The 20,922-nt window shown below is 69.5% G+C and carries 23 protein-coding genes; 12 read left to right on the top strand and 11 right to left on the bottom strand.

Features of this window, described 5'->3' with window-relative positions:
* The first annotated feature begins 37 nt into the window (after nt 1-37).
* Entirely contained in the window at nt 38-856 is an 819-nt protein-coding gene (locus tag ACQ7HM_RS04750) for a helix-turn-helix domain-containing protein (protein WP_434215068.1), read from the top strand.
* Between the two features lie 13 nt (nt 857-869).
* Here the strand turns inward: ACQ7HM_RS04750 and ACQ7HM_RS04755 are convergent, their stop codons facing one another.
* From ACQ7HM_RS04755 to ACQ7HM_RS04770, 4 genes are all read right to left on the bottom strand, one after another.
* Nucleotides 870-1,262, bottom strand: coding sequence for a tautomerase family protein (locus tag ACQ7HM_RS04755; protein WP_434215069.1), 393 nt, complete (start codon nt 1,260-1,262; stop codon nt 870-872).
* Nucleotides 1,263-1,329: 67 nt separating this feature from the next.
* A complete protein-coding gene (locus tag ACQ7HM_RS04760) occupies nt 1,330-2,229 on the bottom strand; it encodes a hypothetical protein (RefSeq protein WP_434215070.1) in 900 nt (299 codons plus the stop codon).
* A 10-nt stretch (nt 2,230-2,239) separates the two neighbouring features.
* Nucleotides 2,240-3,499, bottom strand: a complete 1,260-nt coding sequence (serS, locus tag ACQ7HM_RS04765; protein ID WP_434215071.1) for a serine--tRNA ligase — start codon at nt 3,497-3,499, stop codon at nt 2,240-2,242.
* Nucleotides 3,500-3,542: 43 nt separating this feature from the next.
* Nucleotides 3,543-3,953 (bottom strand): ankyrin repeat domain-containing protein, encoded by a 411-nt coding sequence (locus ACQ7HM_RS04770; RefSeq protein WP_434215072.1) that lies wholly within the window; start codon nt 3,951-3,953, stop codon nt 3,543-3,545.
* Between the two features lie 54 nt (nt 3,954-4,007).
* Here ACQ7HM_RS04770 and ACQ7HM_RS04775 point away from each other — a divergent pair, with 54 nt between their 5' ends.
* Nucleotides 4,008-5,315, top strand: coding sequence for a septum formation family protein (locus ACQ7HM_RS04775; protein ID WP_434215073.1), 1,308 nt, complete (start codon nt 4,008-4,010; stop codon nt 5,313-5,315).
* A 37-nt stretch (nt 5,316-5,352) separates the two neighbouring features.
* On the top strand, nt 5,353-5,703 hold the full coding sequence (locus ACQ7HM_RS04780; protein WP_434215074.1) for a metallopeptidase family protein: 351 nt from the start codon (nt 5,353-5,355) through the stop codon (nt 5,701-5,703).
* 25 nt (nt 5,704-5,728) lie between these two features.
* Here ACQ7HM_RS04780 and ACQ7HM_RS04785 read toward each other — a convergent pair whose 3' ends face one another.
* Together ACQ7HM_RS04785 and pheA are read right to left on the bottom strand one after the other, a co-directional pair.
* A complete protein-coding gene (locus tag ACQ7HM_RS04785) occupies nt 5,729-6,376 on the bottom strand; it encodes a histidine phosphatase family protein (RefSeq protein WP_434215075.1) in 648 nt (215 codons plus the stop codon).
* Complete coding sequence (gene pheA, locus ACQ7HM_RS04790) at nt 6,376-7,314, bottom strand: prephenate dehydratase (RefSeq protein ID WP_434215076.1); 939 nt, start codon at nt 7,312-7,314, stop codon at nt 6,376-6,378. Before pheA ends, ACQ7HM_RS04785 begins: the two co-directional genes overlap by 1 nt.
* 325 nt (nt 7,315-7,639) lie before the next feature.
* On the opposite strand from pheA, the gene ACQ7HM_RS04795 reads away from it, so the two are divergent.
* The 5 genes from ACQ7HM_RS04795 to ACQ7HM_RS04815 all read left to right on the top strand — a co-directional run bounded on the left by ACQ7HM_RS04795 (nt 7,640) and on the right by ACQ7HM_RS04815 (nt 12,826).
* A complete protein-coding gene (locus tag ACQ7HM_RS04795) occupies nt 7,640-9,097 on the top strand; it encodes a DUF222 domain-containing protein (protein WP_434215077.1) in 1,458 nt (485 codons plus the stop codon).
* A 108-nt stretch (nt 9,098-9,205) separates the two neighbouring features.
* Nucleotides 9,206-9,961 carry a DUF2470 domain-containing protein gene (locus ACQ7HM_RS04800; RefSeq protein ID WP_434215078.1) on the top strand — a complete coding sequence of 252 codons (756 nt, stop codon included), beginning with the start codon at nt 9,206-9,208 and terminating at the stop codon, nt 9,959-9,961.
* Nucleotides 9,962-9,989: 28 nt separating this feature from the next.
* Nucleotides 9,990-10,802 (top strand): CPBP family intramembrane glutamic endopeptidase, encoded by an 813-nt coding sequence (locus ACQ7HM_RS04805; protein WP_434215079.1) that lies wholly within the window; start codon nt 9,990-9,992, stop codon nt 10,800-10,802.
* Between the two features lie 463 nt (nt 10,803-11,265).
* On the top strand, nt 11,266-12,192 hold the full coding sequence (locus ACQ7HM_RS04810) for an LCP family protein (RefSeq protein WP_434215080.1): 927 nt from the start codon (nt 11,266-11,268) through the stop codon (nt 12,190-12,192).
* A gap of 73 nt (nt 12,193-12,265) precedes the next feature.
* Nucleotides 12,266-12,826: a ferritin gene (locus tag ACQ7HM_RS04815; RefSeq protein ID WP_434215081.1), complete on the top strand. Its 561-nt coding sequence runs from the start codon at nt 12,266-12,268 to the stop codon at nt 12,824-12,826.
* A gap of 1 nt (nt 12,827) precedes the next feature.
* Here ACQ7HM_RS04815 and ACQ7HM_RS04820 read toward each other — a convergent pair whose 3' ends face one another.
* The 5 genes from ACQ7HM_RS04820 to ACQ7HM_RS04840 form a co-directional block, all read right to left on the bottom strand.
* Entirely contained in the window at nt 12,828-13,280 is a 453-nt protein-coding gene (locus ACQ7HM_RS04820) for a YdeI/OmpD-associated family protein (RefSeq protein WP_434215082.1), read from the bottom strand.
* A complete protein-coding gene (locus ACQ7HM_RS04825; protein WP_434215083.1) occupies nt 13,277-14,221 on the bottom strand; it encodes a DUF5926 family protein in 945 nt (314 codons plus the stop codon). Before ACQ7HM_RS04825 ends, ACQ7HM_RS04820 begins: the two co-directional genes overlap by 4 nt.
* 34 nt (nt 14,222-14,255) lie before the next feature.
* The gene (locus tag ACQ7HM_RS04830) at nt 14,256-15,149 is read right to left on the bottom strand and encodes a glycerophosphodiester phosphodiesterase (RefSeq protein ID WP_434215084.1); all 894 of its coding nucleotides are present in this window, start codon (nt 15,147-15,149) and stop codon (nt 14,256-14,258) included.
* A complete protein-coding gene (locus ACQ7HM_RS04835) occupies nt 15,146-16,030 on the bottom strand; it encodes a DUF4328 domain-containing protein (RefSeq protein ID WP_434215085.1) in 885 nt (294 codons plus the stop codon). Before ACQ7HM_RS04835 ends, ACQ7HM_RS04830 begins: the two co-directional genes overlap by 4 nt.
* Nucleotides 16,031-16,477: 447 nt before the next feature.
* On the bottom strand, nt 16,478-17,344 hold the full coding sequence (locus ACQ7HM_RS04840) for a S49 family peptidase (protein ID WP_434215086.1): 867 nt from the start codon (nt 17,342-17,344) through the stop codon (nt 16,478-16,480).
* Nucleotides 17,345-17,424: 80 nt separating this feature from the next.
* Here ACQ7HM_RS04840 and ACQ7HM_RS04845 point away from each other — a divergent pair, with 80 nt between their 5' ends.
* From ACQ7HM_RS04845 to zapE, 4 genes are read left to right on the top strand one after another with little or no spacing between them, the layout of a single operon-like run.
* On the top strand, nt 17,425-18,348 hold the full coding sequence (locus ACQ7HM_RS04845) for an LLM class F420-dependent oxidoreductase (protein ID WP_434215087.1): 924 nt from the start codon (nt 17,425-17,427) through the stop codon (nt 18,346-18,348).
* A gap of 25 nt (nt 18,349-18,373) precedes the next feature.
* Entirely contained in the window at nt 18,374-19,138 is a 765-nt protein-coding gene (locus tag ACQ7HM_RS04850; protein WP_434215088.1) for a maleylpyruvate isomerase family mycothiol-dependent enzyme, read from the top strand.
* Nucleotides 19,138-19,896 carry a VOC family protein gene (locus ACQ7HM_RS04855; protein ID WP_434215633.1) on the top strand — a complete coding sequence of 253 codons (759 nt, stop codon included), beginning with the start codon at nt 19,138-19,140 and terminating at the stop codon, nt 19,894-19,896. Before ACQ7HM_RS04850 ends, ACQ7HM_RS04855 begins: the two co-directional genes overlap by 1 nt.
* A 5-nt stretch (nt 19,897-19,901) precedes the next feature.
* Entirely contained in the window at nt 19,902-20,903 is a 1,002-nt protein-coding gene (zapE, locus tag ACQ7HM_RS04860) for a cell division protein ZapE (RefSeq protein WP_434215089.1), read from the top strand.
* Nucleotides 20,904-20,922: the final 19 nt, after the last annotated feature.

Raw genomic sequence — 20,922 nt, forward strand, 5'->3', positions numbered from 1 at the left:
GGCGGGTCTTGTACGTATGCGACAGACTTGTCCGACGATGGGACCGCCCGAGATCCACCACGCGATCGCGTCCCGGGGACACCTCAACCCGGGATCACCCGGCGTCGTCTTCGACCGCTTCACACTCGGACTGCCCGACCTCGTGCGCAATGTCTGGGTGGTGCGGTGGCGACTCGACATGCCCGTGACGCAACGGGTGCTCAACTATCCGGCGGTCAACGTCGTCGTCGAGGCCGGGCCCCAGGTGCACGGCGCCCACCACACCGGCCTCTACGGACCGCAACCCCACGTGACCGAGCGCACCCTGCGCGGTGTCGGATGGGCGGTGGGGGTGTTGTTCCGCCCGGCCGCGACGCCGCTGCTCACCGATCTCACCGGCACCGCACTCCTCGGTGCCGACATCCCCTTCGACGGCGCGCCGTCGGCGCGACTCGCCGAGGTGATGACGGGGGACGGTGATGGCGACCTCCTGCGCGAGGTACTCGAGGAGTGGCTCACGCCGCTCGCCGACCGTGTCGACGACGCCGGCCGCCTGGCCACGTCGGCAGTGGTGTCCGCGGAGGAACGCACCGACATCACCACCGCCACCGCGCTCGCCGACGCCGTACACGCATCGGTGCGGACGGTCGAGCGTGTGGTGCGGCGGCACACCGGGTTCACCCCGAAACAACTCATCGAATGCCGGCGGATGCAGGACGCGGCCACCCGGCTCCACGCCGAACCCGAGACCGATCTGTCCACGCTCGCAGTCGAACTCGGTTTCACCGATCACGCCCATTTCTCGCGACGCTACCGCCGCGTCATCGGTGAGACGCCCGGCCAGACCCGCACCGCCGGCCGCAGGGCGCGTGCCTGACCTCGTCGGACGATCAGAGGTCGCCGGTGATGAACTGGGCGATCCCGTTGCCGAACGACCAGTCGGCCTGGGTGTTCTCGACCACCGACACGATGAGATCGGTTCCGGCCAGGCCACATTCGGCACCCAGCCGGTCGGCCAGAGCGCGGTAGGTCGCCTGCTTCTGATCGGTGTCGCGGCCCTGCTGCACGATCTGGATGAGCACGATGTCGTCGGTGCGTTCGAATCCGAGTCCGGTGTCCTCGGCGATGATGCCGCCCGGCTTGTGCTCGGTGATGAGCTGATAGCGATCCCGCGGCGGGGCTGCGAAGTGGTCGAGCAACACCTCCTGCACGGTGTCGGCGAGCGTGCGGATCTGCTCGGCGGTGCGTCGGTTCTCGATCAGGTGGATGTGGACGAGAGGCATGGCAGTCGACTCCTGGCTTCGGCGATGACGCGGGACAGCATGCCGTCCAACCCCCGGAGTGGAGGCGCTATTCCGCCGCCTCGGCCTGCGCCGAGGCCTCCACGGCACCCGACCAGGCGACGGTGACCGCACCGACGACGGCGGCGATGAACCCGAGCACGGCGAGCCACGCCAGACCGTTCACGGTTTCGTCGCCGAGGAAGATCACGCCGATCACACCGGGGACCACGGTCTCGCCGACGACCAGTGCCGCGGTCGCGCCGTTGACCGAGCCCAGTTGCAGCGCAACGGTGTGCAGGTAGAAGCCACCGCCGCCGGCCAGGGCCAGCGCGTAGAGCGCGGGGTCGGTGAACACCGTCGACAGGGAGAACGGGTCGAGTCCGTCGAGCACGCGCACCGAGATGGCGACCGCGCCGAACAGCGCACCGGCGGCCAGACCCGCCGCGATCGCCGCGCGCGATCCCAGCCACCGCACCAAAGCGATCGAGACGACGACGAGTGCGGCCGTCAACGTGAGCAGCACCCAGTGGAAGAGCATCGACTCCGTCTGGCGGGGGTTCTCCTTCGCCGACACCCCCAGCGCGCACAGCGCGAGCAGCACCACACCGATCGCCACCCAGTCGCGGGTGTGCAGCCGGATCTTGAGCACGAAGATGCCGAGAACGGCGGTGATGACGAGGTTCGCGCTGATGATCGTCTGCGACAGGAACAGTGGCGCCAACCGCGCCGACACCGCGCCGCCGACGAAGCCCGCGACGTCCATCACCGTGCCGACGATGAAGTAGACCGTGAGCATCGCCATGACGGTCGATCGCAGTGTGGGCGCACCGGACTCGGTCGAGAGACCGGTCTCGCCGCGGGCCAACGCGGCGTCGTGGCTGCTGCGCGCACCGTGGGCCTGCAGTACCGACGACACCCCGTAGGCGATCGACGCGAACAGCGCTGCGAGGACTCCGGCGATCAACATGGGGACGCGATCAGCTCGGTGGACGCAGGACGTCGGTCCCGACCGACGCGGCGAGCGCCTCGGGCAGTCGCACGGTGCCGTCGGGTTGCTGGTGGTTCTCGAGGATCGCGACGATCCACCGGGTGGTGGCCAGGGTGCCGTTGAGCGTCGCGGCGGTCTGCGGCTTGCCGTTCTCGTCGCGGTACCGCACCGAGAGTCGACGGGCCTGATAGGTCGTGCAATTCGACGTCGAGGTCAGCTCGCGGTAGGTCTCCTGGGTGGGCACCCACGCCTCACAGTCGAACTTCCGCGCGGCCGACGATCCGAGATCACCGGCGGCGGTGTCGATCACGCGGTAGGGCACGTCGATGGCGGCGAGCATCTCCTTCTGCCATCCCAGCAGCTTTTGGTGCTCGGCCTCGGCGTCGGAGGGCTTGCAGTAGACGAAGCCCTCCACCTTGTCGAACTGGTGGACGCGGATGATCCCGCGGGTGTCCTTGCCGTAGCTGCCGGCCTCGCGGCGGAAGCAACTCGACCATCCCGCATAGCGTTTCGGCCCGTTCGACAGGTCGAGGATCTCGTTCATGTGGTACCCGGCCATCGGCACCTCGGAGGTCCCGACGAGGTAGAGGTCGTCGTCGGGGAGGTGGTAGATCTCGGCCGAGTGCGCACCGAGGAAACCGGTGCCCTCCATCACCTCGGGTCGCACCAGCACCGGCGGGATCATCATCGTGAACCCGTTGGCGGTCGCCAACCGCGCCGCCAGCTGCAGCAGTCCGAGCTGGAGCAGCGCGCCCTGCCCGGTGAGGAAGTAGAACCGCGAGCCCGACACCTTCGCGCCGCGCTCCATGTCGAGCAGGCCGAGCGACTCACCGATCTCGAGGTGGTCCTTCGGGTTATCGATGGCGGTCGGTTCACCGACGTGTTCGAGCACCACGTAGTTGTCCTCGCCGCCGGCCGGCGCCTCGTCGGCGACGACATTGCCGATGGCCCGGTGGGTCGCGGTCACGACGGCCTCGGCCTCGGACTGCGCGGTCGAGGCGGCCTTCACCTTCTCCGCGAGCTCCTTGCCGCGGGCCAGCAGTGCGGGCTTCTCGTCGGCGGAGGCCTTGCCGACCGACTTGCCGAGCGTCTTCTGTTCGTTGCGCAGCGCGTCGGCGTCGGCGATCGCGGAGCGGCGCGTGACATCGGCGTCGAGCAGCGTGTCGACGAGCGCGGGGTCCTCCCCGCGCTTGCGTTGGGAGGTACGGACGAGGTCGGGGTCGTCCCGGAGCAGTTTCAGGTCGATCACCTGCAGAACCCTACTGGCTGACCCTGCGCCGGTCAGTGCCCGATCACCGCCACCGCGCCGTGTAGTCGTCGCGGCCGAACATCGCGGCGGCGTCGCGGGCGGTGGGGGTGCCGGCGTCGGGGTCGGCGCCCGCGGCGACAAGCGTCTCGACGACGTCGTCGTGCCCCTTGAACACCGCGCCGGCGAGCGGGGTCTGGTTCTTGTCGTTGGCGCGGTCGACCTCGGCGCCGAGACCGACGAGGGCGGCGACCGTCGCGGCGTGCCCGTGGTAGGCGGCCAGCATCACCAGGGTGTCGCCGGTGCCGGTCGTCAGGTTCGCGGGCACGCCGGCGCGTACGTACTCGACCAGCTGCGCGGTGTGCCCGCCACGCGCCATGTCGAACAGGCGACCCGCCAGCTCGGCGATGTCGGCGTCGTCGCGCTGGTCGGGGGTCGGTTCGTCGGGTGCAGACATCGAGGTCCACGGTATCGGCCGGACGCCGCCCGGCGACAGGCATGATGGACGTCGATGTCTGCGCCCACCGATCCCCCCGCCCCCGACGACACCCCGTCCGACGACGGGCGGCCCGACGACGAGCTGTCGACCGACGACACCTCGCCGGAACCCTTCGACAACACGGATCCGGCCGAGAACGAGTCGACCGGTGACGCCGCGCCTGACGACGCTCCCGAGGGAACGGATCACGATCTGGCCCCCGAGCCCGAGGACGCCCGCGCACCGCAGGACACGGTGACCGCCGGACCGGCGACAGGTCGAACCCGATGGCTGACCGCGCACCCGATGCGCACCGTGCTCGGGGCCGTCGTGCTGGGCGCCCTGGCCGCGGCGGCGATCGTCGCGGCGATCGGTGGGTTCTCCGACGCCGGATCGATCGACCAGACCGCGATCGGCGCCGAGGCCCGCGGCCCGCAGGCCAACGCGTTCAACCGCTCGACCCCCGGGACGTGCCTCACCTGGCCGCAGAACGACCCGAGCCGCCCGTCCGCCATCGGGTGCGGCGGGTCGCATTTCTTCGAGGTGGCCGGGGTCGTCGACCTGACGGCTGTCGCGGCGAATCAGTTCGGTGACACCGCGCCCTGGCCGAGTCGCGAACAGTTCGTCGCGCTGCGCGAGCAGTACTGTCCGAACCAGGTGAACTCGTACCTGAACGGTCGTTTCGATCCGAACGGGCGCTTCTCGGTCGGCATGCTCTACCCCTCGCAGCGTCAGTGGGACGACGGCGAACGCACCCTGCGCTGCGGCATCCAGGCGGCCGATTCCACGGGTCGTCTGCAGCCGTTCCTGGGTCGTGTCGCCGATCTCGACCAGGCGCCGCAGTGGCCGATCGGCACCTGCATCGGCATCAACCTGCAGTCGCGGCAACCCACCGATCCGGTGAACTGCGCCGAGCAGCACGCGTTCCAGGTGACCGGGCTCGTGGGCCTGGCCGAGCAGTTCGGTGCCCCCGGCGCGGGCAAGCCCTGGCCCGACCTCGCCACCCAGAACCGCTTCCTCTCGGGTGTCTGCCCCAAGATGACGACCGGGTTCTTCGGCACCCAGAAGGCGTTCACCGACACCACGCTCAACGTGCAGTGGTCGACGATCAGCCAGGTCAGTTGGCTCTCGGGCAGTCGCACCGCGGTCTGCTACGTCGGTCTGCCCGACCGTGGCGGATTCGCGACTCTCGTCGGCGACGGCAAACCCAACCTCCTCATCAACGGCAAGGTGCCGGTGCCGCCGCCGGTGGAACCGCCCGGTCGGCTCAACCCGACCCCGGTCCCGCTGCCGCAGGGCATCTCCCCCAACCCGACCGAGGTCCCGGCCCCCGAGGGCTGACGACCATGAACCTGCGAGTCGCGAACGGACCCGTGCGATGACGGTCGAGATGTCCGATCGGGAGTTCGAGGAGCTGGTGTCGGACGCGCTCGACACCATCCCCACCGAACTCACCGACGCCATGAGCAACGTGGTGGTGCTCGTGGAGGGCCACCACCCCGACGAACCCGACCTGCTCGGGCTCTACGAGGGCATCGCGCTCACCCAGCGCGACACCACCTACGGCGGCGCCCTGCCCGACACCATCACCATCTACCGCGAGCCGCTGCTGTCGATGTGCACCGACCGCGACCAGGTGGTCGCCGAGGTCGCGATCACGGTCGTCCACGAGATCGCGCATCACTTCGGCATCGACGACGCCTGGTTGCACGCCCACGGGTGGGGCTGAGACCCGCAGCGTGAATCGGCGGCGCTCAGCCCATCGGGTCGACGGTGGCGGCGCCGACCGGGCGGACCGGGTCTACACCACCCCAATGGACACAGGTCCAGGCGTCGTCGCGCCAGAGGAGTTCGATCGACCCGGTGTTGGGTAATCCGTGCTCGAGGGCGAACTCCGGGTCGACGCCGCAGAGATGCGCCGCGACCAGTCGGATCGCGGCCCCATGACTCACCACGTACACGTCGCCGGGCGCGTCGGCGTGGGCGTCGCGCAGTGATTCGATCACCGGGACGTACCGACGCAGCAGGTCGTCGAGGCTCTCGCTGTTGCCGACCCGCCGATCGGTGTGACCGGCGAACCAGTCGGCGATCAGGTCACGGAACGCGCGCACCGAGTCGTCGTCGTTGCGGTCCTCGAGGTCGCCCACCTGCACCTCGTGCAGATCGTCGACGGACCGGGCCTCGATCCCCCACACCGTCCCGATGAGTTCGGCGGTCTCCCGAGCACGCCGTGCGACCGAGCTGTAGAGCGCGGCGGGACCTGCGTCGGGGCGTTCGAGTCCGAACAGAACAGCCTGTCGCGCACCGAAATCGGTGAGACCCGCGCCCGGGGGCCGGGTGTCGAGGCGCGCCATCACATTGGAGGTCGTCTGCCCGTGCCGCACCAGGTGCAACGACCCCATCAGTGCTCACCCCGGCGCAACGCCTCGACCCATCGCAGCGAGTCGGAGTGGTCGGGTGACGCCGCGCCGGTCGCACGCTCGGCGGGCCACGACCCCAGGAAGGTCACCTTCTCGGCGAAGGCGTGCAGTCCTGCCAACCCGTGTCCCATCAGAGGGTCGTCGATGTGTCCGGAGGCGTCGAGGAAGAAGTGGTAACCCGCCGAGTGGCGTCGTGGTCGTGATTCGATTCGCATCAGATCGATGTCGCGCGTGGCGAATTCGCTCATCGCCCGCACGAGCGACCCCGGGACGTCGGGCAGGTTCAGGATCACCGCGGTCCGGTCGCGACCGGTGCGCGCCGGGACGGGCGCCGGTCGCCCGATCAGCACGAAACGTGTGGTGGCGTCGGCCGCGTCGGCGACGTTCTCGGCGAGGGCGGTGAGGCCGTGGTTACGGGCGGCGAGAGCCGTCGTCAACGCGGCGTCGGCGCGACCGGCCGCGACATCGGCCGCCGCGGCGGCGTTCGACGAGGACGGGATGACCGTCGCCGACGGGAACAGTCGGCGCAGGCTCTCCCGGGTCTGACCCTCCGCCACGGGATATGCGGCGATGGTCGCGATGTCGTCACCGGCCCGGCCGGGGGCGGCAGCGACGGTGAAGGCGATGTCGAGAACCGTCTCGGCGAGAATCTGCACGCCGTCGCCGGCGGCGAGCGCGTCCATCGTCGCGGGTACCGCACCCTCCACGGAGCTCTCCATCGGGACGCACCCGTGGCTTGCGGCACCCGACCGGACGGCCTCGATCACGTCACCCGGGCTCGACTGCGTGGAACGCTCCGGATCGGTCCAGCCGACGCGGTCCATCAGACGATCGAGGGCCATCTCGGTGAACGTCCCCGCCGGACCGAAATACGCGACCGCGCCGGAAGGCTCGGGCAGCAGCGGACGAAGGTCGGACACATCACGAGCCTAGTCGACGTCGTTGCCCGCAACCGGAAGACTGTACGACCGACCGGGACGGGCTGCGCTGACCGCGCGAAGGCGGCCGGGCGAGTGGTCGTGCTGACTGTGTGGAAACGGGCGTCGAGTGTGCTCACCGCCCGGCGTGAGCCGACGACGAGACAACGCACACTCGACGACCGGCTTCCGCACCGTCAGCGGTAGTAATCGCAATCAGAACAGCGAAATACACCAGCGTTCAACACTATTCACTGAATTTAACCTCCCAGGTTTCGAACATCCGTGCTAACCTGGATGTACAGAACCACCTGGGGAGGGGCCGTTCGTGAGTGATCTCATTGCGAAATACGCTGCCCTGCAATCCCTCGTGAAAGAGATCGCCGACGAGACCTCAGACGCCTACGACGACGAGACAGTCGCACAACTGGCGATCACCCACGAAACCGCTGTCCGCCAACTCCAGTCCACCGGTAACCGCCGCATCCTCGAGGTCTCCGACCGCGACGCGCACCGCACTGTCGGGTGCGTGACCCTGACCGAGTTCCTACAGACGAAACTGCGCGTCACGCAACCGAAGAAACGTCTCAAAGAAGTGCAGGCCCTCGAGTCGATGCATGCGATGACCGGCGAGAAGCTCCCACCGGTGTGCCCGAACACCGCTCGGGAACTCGCCGCCGGTTCGATCGGCCCCGACCACGTCCACGCCGTACTCGACGTGATGGCCAAGATCCCCACCGCGATCGAACCCGAGCACCGCGCCTTCGCCGAGCAGACCCTGGCCGAGTTCGCGACCACACTGACGCCGAAAGAGATCGCCGCCGCGGGCGTGCGGATCCTCGCTCACCTTGATCCCGACGGGACCCTCACCGACGACCGCGATCGTGCCCGGAACCGGAACCTGAATCTCGGCTGCCAGGACTCGCAGCTGATGTCGAAACTCACCGCCACGTTGGATCCGATCACCCGCGCATTGTTCGACGTCGTACTCGCCAAGTGGGCGGCGCCCGGCATGAACAACCCGGACGACGACCAGTCACCCCGCGGCGATCATTCCGATGTGGATCCAGCCCTGCTGCGGGACGCTGCCGATCGGGATTGCCGCTCGCAGTCCCAACGCAATCACGATGCGCTGAAAGCTCTACTCGACGCCGCAGTCAACGGCGGTCTCCTCGGCGGGTCACATCGCGGACTGCCACCGCAGATCATCGTGTCCATCACCGACGCTCAACTGCGTGAGCACGCCGGAATCGCACGCACCGCCACCGGCAGCGATCTGCCCATCTCCGACGTGGTCAAGCTCGCCGCAAACGCCCAGACCCACCTCGCCGTGTTCAGCGACGTCACCGACGAGCCGCTGTTCTTCGGCCGGTCTCGTCGGCTGGCATCGCAGTCGCAACGGTTGATGGCCTTCGGGAAGTACAAGGGTTGCAGCAAAGACGACTGCCCAACACCGTTCGCGCACACCGAAATGCACCACGCCGAAAACGACTGGGCCGACGGCGGCCTCACCGACTCGACCCACATGGCACCCGCATGCGGCCCCCACAACCGGACCGTCGGCACTGAACCGCACCAGTGGACCACAGAGAAGATCACCGACGGCCCCGACAAAGGCCGCTACGGCTGGCGACGCAACACCGACCCACCCCATGCTCTCCGCGCCAACCACCTGCACCGTCTCGACGAACTTCTCGAGCGATACCGGAACCCACCTGATACTCCGGCGCCGAACATGCGCTTTGACATCACCTGGCCGCACGACATGGTCTTCGAGGCGGCGTGACGGGTCGCGTTTCGAGAGATCGGCCGCCCTGCTCCTCATGAGACGCTGATTTAGGTTAGGGTTACCTTAACCACGTCTCGACGAGCTCCCGCCAGAAGAGGATCCGCCATGGCAACCACCGTGACCGACCGCCCGACCGACGCCGAGGCGATCCGCACCGCGTGCATGCACGTGACCGCCGCGATGGTCGCCATCGAAGGCGCCGAGCCGTCGCCGGTGACGATGGTGCACCTCTTCGACGGGCAGGCGTTCGTCCTCATCGGCTCCGACACCGACGCCATGGCCGCCACCCGGGCAGGCTCCGACGGAGTCCCGGCGATGATCGAGGTCACCGACTGCGCACCCATCGAACTCCGCGAACGCGTGCGGTCGCTGATCTGGCTCAACGGTGTCCTGCACCGGGTGCCCGCCGACCTCGAGCGCGACCTCGCCATGGAGATCGCCCTCGAACATCCCGCCGACGAACTGCTCGACCTCGGCCACGGGTTCTCGATGCTGCGTCTGCAACTGACCGGCGCCGTCATCGCGACGTCGACCGGCGCGGCCGCGGTCGCCGCCGACGAACTGACCCGCGCCACGCCCGACCCGTTCTGGCAGTACGAGGCCGACTGGATCGCCCACCTCGACTCCGACCACTCCGACGTCATCGAACAACTCGTCCGCCGCCTGCCGCGACACCTGCGGAACGGTCGTGTGCGACCGCTCGGCATCGACCGCTGGGGCATCCGCTTCCGGGTGGAGGGCGAGACCGGCGACCTCGACACCCGCCTGTCGTTCGACCGCCCCGTGACCGACGTGATGGCCCTGTCCCGGGCCCTGCGCGCGCTCGCCGGCTGCCCCTACCTGAACAGCATCACCGACTGAGCACAGGCGGCGTCTCTATCGTGGCGAGGTGCCCTCACCCATCCGAACGCTGCTGACCCCGGCGCGACCCGCCGACGTCGAGGTGGTCACCGACCGCACGCAGCGTCGGCTCATCGGTGCCGAAATCAGCATCGTCGTCATCCTCACCTTCGGGCTCTCCGGCGCGTACTCGGCGCTGTCACTGCTCGAGGCGGAGCTGCGGTCGGGGGGCATCGGCAACAGCACGGTCGCCCTCAACCAGTCGACGTCGACGATCGACTACATCGACCTCGCACGCCAACTCCTCGCCGCCACAAAACTCTTCGCGATCGCCGCGCTCGCGGTCTACCTCATCTACCGCGGCGGCGTCGCGCTGCACCGAGCCGGCATCACGCGCCGTCCGACACGCCGCGACGTCGCCTGGGGTGCGGCACTCGCCGCCGGGATCGGACTGCCGGGTCTGGGCCTCTATCTGGTGGCGCGCGAGCTGGGCGTCAACGCCCAGGTGCTGCCCAGCGACCTCACCGAGACGTGGTGGCGCCTCCCGGTCCTGGTGATCTCCGCCGTCGGCAACGCCGGCGCCGAGGAGGTGCTGGTGGTCGCCTATCTGATCACCCGGCTGCGGCAGCTCGGGTGGGGTGAGAACCGGTCTCTGCTGGCCTCGGCGCTGCTGCGGGGCAGCTACCACCTCTATCAGGGCTTCGGCGGCGGTCTCGGCAACGTGGTGATGGGCCTGGTCTACGGCCGCTTCTTCCAGCTGACATCGCGCACGTGGCCGCTGGTGATCGGTCACGCCCTCATCGACACCGTCGCGTTCGTCGGATATGCACTGTTGCGGGACCATCTCACTTGGCTGCAGTGACCGCCCCGACGTCGCCCGGCTCCGTACAGTCGTGCCTGTGAGCGACCAGGAGGGGCCCTTCATCCGGCGGCCCCGCGAACCGGGCGGGCCCCGACGCGGCGACGGCGGCGGTGATCGACGCCCGCCGCGCGCCTGGTCGGAGACACCGGACCACCCCCCACGGCCCGCCGCGCCCCGTCCGGGTCCCGCACGGGGTGTGGACGGCTACGCGCCTCCCCAGAAACCCGAACCGTTCCGCGACGCCCCACCACGCCGAGGCGCGCCGGCACCACCCCCGCCTCCCCCGCCACGCGGTCGCACGCCGGCCGACGCCCAGGGATTCCGGCGCGACCCCCGACTCGACCGACCCGGCCCACCCGGTCCGCCACGAAACCGGCCACCCGGGCGCGCGGCGGGCCCGCCTCCACGACCACCCCGACGGCGCCGTCTGCGTCGCCCACGCATCGGCCGCACCCTGCTCACGTTGCTGCTCGTCATCGTGGTCGCACTGGTGGGACTCACGTTCTACTACGACTCGAAACTCAACCGGGTCGACGCACTGGGCTCCTATCCCGACCGTGTCCGCGACACCCCGGGCACCAATTGGCTTCTCGTGGGCTCTGATTCCCGTGCCGGTCTCACCGAGCAGCAGAAGCGCAACCTCACCACCGGCGACGTCGACGGCGACCTCGGCCGCACCGACACCATGATGCTGGTGCACATCCCGAACAGCGGGAAGGCGACCATCGTCAGCATCCCGCGCGATCTCTTCGTCACCATCCCCGGTCAGGGGCCGCACAAGATCAACGCCGCCTTCACCTTCGGCGGCCCGAAGCTGCTCGTCCAGACCATCGAGACGTTCACCCGCGTGCACATCGACCACTACGCGGAGATCGGTTTCGGCGGCTTCGACACCCTCGTCGACTCGGTGGGCGGGGTGAACATCTGCCTCGACCAACCGCTGCGTGATCCCAAGGCGGGCCTCAACCTGCGCGCGGGCTGTCAGGATCTGAACGGCCGTCAGGCATTGGGGTTGGTCCGCACGCGGGCGTTCCCGAACGCCGACCTCGAACGCGTGGTGAACCAGCGCAAGTTCCTCACCGCACTGATGTCGAAGGCCGCGAGCTTCTCCACCATCGCCAACCCGTTCCGGTTGTTCCCCTTCGTGAGCGGAACCGTCTCGACGCTCACCGTCGACAACGGCGACCACATCTGGAATCTCGCGATGTTGGGGTGGGCGCTGCGCGGCGGTCCGGTGACGACCACCACACCCACCGGCGGCTCGGAGAGCACCGACGACGGCGACGCCCTGGCCCCCGACGACGACACGACGACCTTCTTCGACCTGATCGCGAAGGATTCACCGATCCCCGAGAACCTGTTGAGTACCAACACCGGTGCGATCAGCTGAGATCGGGGAAGTGCATCCTCAGTAAGGGCGAACTTGGGTGACAGGGCAAATCGGACAGCCTAGTCTCGTCGCCATGTCCGTCACCACACGCTCAGCAGCGAGCCCCGTGTCCGCATTCCATCAGCTCCTCGCCGAGCAGATCGCCCACGAGTTCGCCGCGTCGCAGCAGTACATCGCGCTCGCCTCGTTCTACGCCAACGAGGACCTCCCGCAGCTGGCCAAGCACTTCTACGGCCAGTCGGTCGAGGAACGCAACCACGCGATGATGATCATCCAGTACTTCCTCGACCGCGACATGGCCGTGGAGGTCCCCGGGATCGCCGCTCCGCAAAGCCATTTCAGCGATTTCCGTGAGCCGATCAAGCTGGCGCTGCACCAGGAACAGACGGTCACCGACCAGATCATCGCGCTGGCCAAGACCGCGCGCGACGAGGGCGACTACCTCGGTGAGCAGTTCATGCAGTGGTTCCTCAAGGAGCAGGTCGAGGAGGTCGCGGTGATGACCACCCTGCAGACCGTCGCCGAGCGCGCCAACGGCAACACCTTCGACCTCGAGACCTTCGTGCAGCGCGAACTCAACGTCGCGGCCGAGGCCGACGCCACCGCGCCGTCGATCGCCGGCGGCGCGATCTGACTCAGCTGCTCCGCAATCCCTCCACGATCGCCGCGATCCGGCGGTCCCGGGTCTCGTCGCGCTTGGCGTCGGCGACCGCGCGGGCGTGCTCCTTGCGACGCGACGGCGCCAACGCGTCGAATGCCGCGCGCACAGCAGGGTCGGCGTCGAGAGCCGTTGCCAGCGCGGGCGGGATCTCGATCTCGCGCGGGCCGTCGTCGAGTTCGATCGCGACGTCGACGGTGTCGCCGGCCTCCACCCCCAGTTGGGTACGCACGGCCTTGTTCAGCCCCAGCAGGTTCTCCCCGCCCATCCGCCCGACACGACCGGCGACGGTGATGCCACCGATCGTGAAACGCACCGGCGGTGTCTTCGTGCCGCCGAACGAGGCGACCTCGTCGTCGGTCAGCACGATCGCTGCGGCCGGGCCCCGCTTCTGCAGGGTCACCGTGCGCCGCAACGCCTTCCCGGTCATCGCAGGGTGACCTGGCGGCCTCGGATGCCGTCGCGCGAGCGGCGTTGTTCGCCGGTCAGGTCACCGGTCTGCGCCAAGGCGTCGGCGAGGTCGGCCTCGAAGCGTGCGCACGGGGCGGTCCACTCCTCGTGGTGCATCTCGTTGTCGAGGTCGAACACCGGCACCAGCAGACCGTGGGTGCGGAACGACCCGGCGAACTTCGATCCCTCACCGAGGGTGAGCTTGCCCGCCGCGTGCAGTCGCGCCAGCGCGGTCATCACGTCGTCCTCGGCCTCGGGCCGCACCCAGCGGACGTGCGCCCGCTCGCCGGCGTCGACCCACCACGGCGCGCCGGAGAGGTTCTCTCCGACGATGCGCGCGGTGGGCAGGATCGACTCCGACGCCTGCTCGATCATCGCGGCGATGTCGGGCGAGATGTCGGCGGAATCGGCGAACCACCACGAGAAGTCGTCGTGCAGCGTGATGTCGAGGGTGGTGTCGGCGCCGAAGGTGGCGGCGAGGTCGGCCTCCCCGTCTGCCTCTGCACCGTCGACGTCGGTGTCCTCGGGCCTCGGCTCGTAGGGCGCACCGGCCTCGGCGCGGCTCGCCCAGCGCAGGGCGTGCGCGAGCTCGCCGGGGATGTCGGAACCCTCGAACTCTGTCTGCAGGGCCACGAGGCCCTCGACCGAGCCGCCCAGGTCGCGGGTCAGGGCCTGCACCGCGCCGGGCAGGATCGTCGCGAGCGACACCGCGTTGGATCCCGCCTCACCGTGGACGGTGACCGAGGCGGTCGCCGACGCGACGAACGCGCGGAGGGCGACGATGTCGCATTCGGCGGCGAGACCCGCGAAGGGCCGGGCCGGTGCGGCCAGGGCCTGCGCCTGCCGCGCCTTGCGGGCGGCGACCCGCTCGGCTCGATCACTGCCGGGACGTCCGGTTCCGCGCTTGCTCTTCTTGGCCATGGGTCCAGAATCTATTACCCCGCGCAGGCGGGGTTCAGCGCCGCCCCGGCTCCAGCCACTCCCGCACCCGTCCGGGGTGGTTGGTGGCGAGGAAATCGACGCCGATGCGGGCGCAATGGGTGACGTCGGCGTACTCGTCGACGGTCCAGCAGTAGGTGGCCCGTCCCGACGCCGCGGCGCGGTCGACGGCGTCGGGATGATCGCGCAGCGTCACGATCGACGGTCCGATCCCGGTCGCGCCCACAGCGGTCGCCGCGCTGCCGCCGAGGAGCCGCGCGGTCTCGCCGAGAAGGATGGTCGGCAGCATCGGCGCGTTGCGTCGCACACGCCACACCGCCGCCGGGGAGAACGAGATCACCACGGCGCGACTGTGATCGGCCGACGCCGGCGCCGCGACACCGAACCGGTGCAGTTCGGCCAGCAGCAGTTGTTCGACGAGTGCGCCGTACCGGACCGGGTGTTTGGTCTCGATGAACAACCGCACCGGGTCGGGCCAGTCGAGGGTGAGGGTGAGCAGTTCGGCCAGCGTCAGCACCGACGCCGGCGCGCCGCGCGCATGCCAGCTGCCGAAGTCGAGTTCCCGCAGCTGCGCGAGCGTCATCTCGCTCACGACACCGGTCCCCGACGACGTGCGGTCGACGGTGCGGTCGTGCACGCACACGAGCTGGTGGTCGCGGGTGAGCCGCACATCGCACTCGAGACCCTCGGCGCCCTGCGCCAGCGCCAGCTCGTAGGCGGCGAGGGTGTGTTCGGGCCGATCGGCCGACGCACCGCGGTGCGCGACGACGGCCGGTCGACGCTGCCTGCGTATCCGCGACACCTCGGCGAGATCGTCGGTCAGCTGCGCGTCGGGCGGGATCGCCTCGGGGTCGTAGGGCTCGTGGTCCCCGGGCTCGTCCCCGCCGGGGAGGGGCTGCGGGCCGCTCATGCCGCGAGCCACCGGTTCGACGGTGCGGGGCGCGCATCGGCGTCGAAGGCGCGGACCAGCAGACGCGAGGACACGATCGCGAACGCCGCGCCGGCGAGATCGCAGAGAACGGTGAGGAGCACCGCGTTCGCGCCCCACTGGATGGAGTCCGAGGAATAGCGGATCGCCAGGGTCGCGATCGCGAGCGCCGACAGCGCGGCCCATGCCGCCCACCACAGACGCAGGACCCGCTGCACGCGGTCGGCGGGCAGCGCGTGACCGCATCGCGCGAGTTCGTGGAGGAAGACCGCCGGCGCGACGACGTTGACGACCGGGACCAGGCAACCGACGACCAGTTGCCAGGTCGGTCGGGGATCGAGGCGGTCATGTGCGGCGAACGCCTCGGAGCGGCGCTGTCGCAGCCAGGCGATGAACGACACCAGGCTCGCGACCACCATCACGATCGACACGACGCCGAGCGCCCAGGTGAGGGCATAGGCCCAGCCGGCGGTCGTCGCACCCACCGGGGCGGTGCGGTTGCGGATGAGTAGGGCGTAGATCCACGCCTCGGCGACCGCCGCGATCAGCAGCACCGATCCGGTCGCCTGCAGCAGCGGCGACAACGATCCGGCGAGACGCTCCGCGCGCGACGGCCGCGGCTCCTCGTCGGGGGTGATGACGTCGACGAGTCCCCAGCGCGGCGGCGCCGCGTAGCGGGGGGTGGGTCCGGGTCCCACCGGTCGGGGACGGCGGGGCGCGGGACGCGCCTCGGGCGGCCGACGGGCCTCCCAGCGGACGCGGGGATTGCGCCGTGCGGTCGGCGCCGGGCGCGCATCGGGACGGGGCGACGCCGGGGCCGCCACGGGGCGGGGCGGGATCTGATCGAGGCTGTCGAGGACCATGAGCGCTCCGCCGCAGCGAGGGCATCCCGAACGACGCGGGTCGTGCGGTGCCTGGATACGGCAGCGGGGGCAGAAATCGATCACGACAGGCCGATCCGAGAACCCGACCGCCGGTGCGCACCCACGCGTCCCATGGTGGCACGTCGAGCCCGAACGGCGGGCGCGACCGAATTTGTCCACAGGCTGTGCACAGGCGCGACCGGCGGCAGAGCGCGCGAAGTCTGCAATCCGGTCTTCAGGACCGCGAACGAAATAGGCGCAGATGGACCGAAAAGGTGACCTGACTCACGTTCACAAGCGTCCCAGGCGGGGTTGTCCACAGTTTCCACAACCTCATCCACAACTTGAGGGTCGTCGCGAACGTGCCCGGGCCTGCGCGGGAAGGTGACGCCTGTGGATGAATTCCCGCACGCGCGTACTTGTTCACAGGCCCGCCCGCCGACCGGGTCACAGGCCGAACGCCGACCAGCGCGACCTCGTCTCGGCCGCGGACAGCGCACCGGTCACGACGCCGTCGACCATCCCGTCGACGGCGGCTGCGACACCGACCTGACCGCCGGTCAGGCGGGCGAGCAGCGGCTTGGGCGGCGTGATCACCTCGACGTCGGCGTCGGGGTACCGCTCGGCGATCACCGACCGCAGCACGCCGACCGCGTCGACGAGCCCGACGTCGACCGCCTTGCGTCCGATCCACACGTCACCGTTGAACAGGGTCGCGTCGTCGCCCTGCAGTTTCGCGCCGCGACGCTGTCGCACCCAGGCGATGAACGCGGCGTGCAGATCGCCCTGGATACCGGCGAGCCACGCCACGTCCTCCTCCTTCTCCGGGGAGAAGGTGTCGAGGCGGGCCTTGTTCGCGCCCGCGGTGTAGATGCGGCGTTCGAGGCCGACGCGGTCGATGAGTTCGGTCGCGCCGAAGCCCGACGACACCACCCCGATCGATCCGACCATCGAGGTCCGGGCGGCGAAGATCTCGTCGGCCGCGCAGGCGATCCAGTAGCCACCCGATGCGGCGACGTCCTCACAGAACGCCAGCACCCGGACACCGTTCTCCGAGGCGAGCTGGCGGATCCGTTCGGCGATGTACTCCGACTGGGCGGGCGAGCCGCCGGGCGAGTTGATCACCAGCACGACCGCCTTCACGCGATCGCCGGTGAACGCACGCTTGAGCACGCCCTCGACACCGTCGGCGGTGATGCCCCCGCGACCCACGCCCACCGATCCGATGTGACCCTCGAGTCGCACCACCGCGACACGGTCGCCCTGTGGCGGCCGCAGTCGGCGCAGCAACCGGGGCAGGCACCGATCGGTCATGGCCGGTGTCCGCCCGTGTCCGGGAAACCGCTGCCGCCAGTGCTGTCCATGACAGCCACTCTAGGGGGCATGCTGGAGCGATGGAGACGTGCATTTTCACCGAGCCGCAGCAGGGTGCCACCTACGACGAACTGCTCGCGGTGGCCACCACCGCCGAGTCGGCCGGCTTCACCGGCTTCTTCCGATCCGACCACTACCTCGCGATGAACGTGCCCGACGGGGTCGGTCCGAGCGATGCGTGGATCACCCTCGCCGGGATCGCCCGCGAGACCAGCACCATCCGCCTGGGCACGCTGGTCACCTCGGCGACCTTCCGTCTCCCCGGTCCGACGGCCATCTCGGTCGCGCAGGTCGACGCGATGTCGGGAGGCCGCGTCGAGTTCGGCATCGGCGCGGGGTGGTACGCCGAGGAGCACTCCGCCTACGGCATCCCGTTCCCTGCGCTCGGCGAGAGGTTCGACCGCCTCGAGGAGTACCTGACGATCGTCACCGGGCTCTGGGCGACGCCGGTCGGCGATCGGTTCACCTTCGACGGCAAGCACTACCAGCTCACCGAGTCGCCCGCGCTTCCCAAGCCGACGCAGCGGCCCGGCCCGCCGATCATCATCGGCGGCTCCGGCAAGAAGCGGACCCCCGCGCTCGCGGCGCGGTTCGCCGCCGAGTTCAACACCCCGTTCATGACCGCCGCCGACGCCGCGCCGCTGCACCGCCGCATCGACGAGGCCTGCGCGACGGTCGAGCGGTCGGCGCCCATCGCGCACTCGGCCGCGCAGGTGCTGTGCTGTGGTCGCGACGACGCCGAGGTGGCCCGCCGCGCCGAGGCGATCGGACGGGACGTCGACGACCTGCGCGCCTCCGGACTCGCCGGGACACCGGCGGAGATCGTCGACACCATCGGCGGGTTCGCCGACATCGGGGTCACCCGGATGTATCTGCAGACGCTCGATCTCGGCGATCTCGACCACCTCGAACTCGTGGCCGCACAGGTACTCCCCCAGCTGTGAGCCCTCGCGTGCCACACTGATCGGCATGTCCGGTGGGCCGACCCTCGACGAGTTCCGTTCCGTGATCGACGCGGCGACGCACCGGTTGTCGGCGTCTGCGCGCACGGCCGGACTCACCGCCCTCGTGCCGACCTGCCCCGACTGGACGATCGCCGATCTGGTGGCGCACCAGGGGATGGTGCACCGGTGGGCGCGGGCGCAGATCCTGGGCGCCGAGGCGCCGTTCGCCTCGGAGTCCGACGTGCTCGACCGCGTGGCACCGAGCGACCTCACCGACTGGTTCGTGGAGGGCGCACGGGAACTCCTCGCGACCCTCGAGACCGCCGATCCGGATGTCGACGCGTGGGTGTTCATGGACACCGGCCGCACCCCGCTGGAGTTCTGGACCCGTCGTCAGGCGCACGAGACCACCATCCACGCCGTCGATGCCGTTGCCGCCGAGGACGGTTCGCTCCCGACGGCCGCCGCGGTCGGCATCGATCCCGCCCTCGCCGCCGACGGCCTCGACGAGTTGCTGGTCCGCTTCGCCCCCCGCGGCCGGTCGAAGTTGTACGACGGTGAGCCGCTGACGATCGGTGTCGAGACCACCGACACCGATCACGCCTGGACCCTGTCGGTGTCGGCGGAGGCGTTGAGCGTCACCGACGGCGCGCCCGAGTCGCCGACGGCGACGTGGCGGGGCACCGCCGTCGTCCTCTACCTCGGACTGTGGAATCGCGGAGACGAGATCGAGGTCTCCGGCGACGCCACGACCCTCGAGCGGTGGCGTTCTCGCCATCGGGTGCGCTGATGGCGGTCACCTCGGTGCGATGGCTGTCGCTGGTCCTCGACTTCCCCGCCGACGAGTTCGGTGACGAGGTCACCTTCTGGCGCGCCATCGCCGGCAGCACCGTCTCCCCGCCGCGCGGCGACAAGCGGCAGTTCGCCTCTCTCGAGCCGTTCCACGGCGATTCGCATCTGCTGGTCCAACGGATCGACCACGGCGTCGGCGGGGTGCACCTCGATCTCGCGGTCGACGACATCGTCGCCTCGGCCGCCGGCGCACAGGAGATCGGGGCGGCCGTCGTCTCGTGGGCCGACGACTGCATCACCATGACGTCCCCGGCGGGATTCGTGTTCTGCCTGGTGGTGTGGCAGGGACAGAGCCGCAAGTCGCGCCCCATCCGCTGGCCCGGTGACACCATCAGCATCATCGACCAGGTGTCGATCGACATCCCCTCCCGTCGATTCGATCGAGAGTGCGCGTTCTGGGAGTCGCTGACCGGATGGGAGGTCGCCGGCGGCAGCAGTGGCCGACCCGAGTTCCGGCACCTCGTCCGACCGGAACACCTCGCGGTGCGGATCCTGTTGCAGTCGACCAATTCCGGGGCCATCGCCGGTCACGTCGACCTCGCCAGCACCCACCCCGCCGAGGAGGTGGCCCGGCACGAGGACTGGGGCGCCGAGGTCGTCGCCGAACACGGCGACTGGACCGTGATGGCCGACCCGACCGGGCGGCCCTACTGCATCACCGCGCGCAACCCGCGCACCGGCGAACTCCCCGGCTGACGAGGGTGCACGATCCGGTCGTCGCGGCGGTCGCAAAGGCCGCTCACAACGATGGATTCACTCTCGACGTCGACCAGCACCGGCTCGTCGCGCAACTCGCCGACATCGTGGGACCGCGGCGACGCCGTAGACATCGTTCGACACCACGCGGTGCTTATGTGTACGGGCCGGTGGGGCGGGGCAAGTCGTGGATCGTGGATGCGGTGTTCGACGCCGCGGCCGCCCCGAAGCTGCGGGTGCATTCGCACGAATTTTTCCACCTCTTACACGCGCGTATCCACGCAGAGCGAGGCGACGCCGGGGCACTCCGGCGAGCGCTCCACGACATCATCGGTTCGCACGGACTCCTCGTGTTCGATGAGTTGCACATCCACGACCCCGGCGACGCCCGACTCCTCATTCGGGTTCTCGAATATGTTCTCACGCAGCAGATCACACTCCTGGTGACGTCGAACTACCAACCTGACGACCTGCTCCCGAACCCCGTGTGGCACCACCTCATGGAGGACGGGATCGCCATGATCACCGAGAATCTCGCTATCGCTCGCCTCGACGGAAATGTCGACCACCGCATCGGTCGGCGCGCACACAGCTCCGGATTCGCCTCCGGCGGGTGGATTGTCTCGTCTGCGGCCGCGGCCGATGCCGCGGCGGCCGATGCATACCTGCACCTGGCCGGCCGACGTTTTCCCGTTGTGTCCGCAGGCGGCGGCCACCTTCGGGTCACGTTCGACCACGTGTGCGACGCACCACTGTCGACCGTCGAATACATCGAGTGGTCAGCGCTTTACGGCGACTGGACCGTCACCGGAGTTCCGATGTTCGGCGCGATTGACCGGGAAGCCCAGCAGCGCTTCATAAACCTCGTCGACGTTCTCGCCGACCGCGACGTGTGTGTCACCTTTTGCTCTGCACATGCACTCGACGACTTCCTCACTTCGGCAGTCGCCTCGCGCCCGGACGCCTTCCGGATGATCAGCCGGATGCGGCTTCTTCGAACGTTCTGACTGCGTTCCGCGGAACGCG

The organism is Williamsia sp. MIQD14 (assembly GCF_051025635.1).
Classification (GTDB): Bacteria; Actinomycetota; Actinomycetes; order Mycobacteriales; family Mycobacteriaceae; genus Williamsia_A.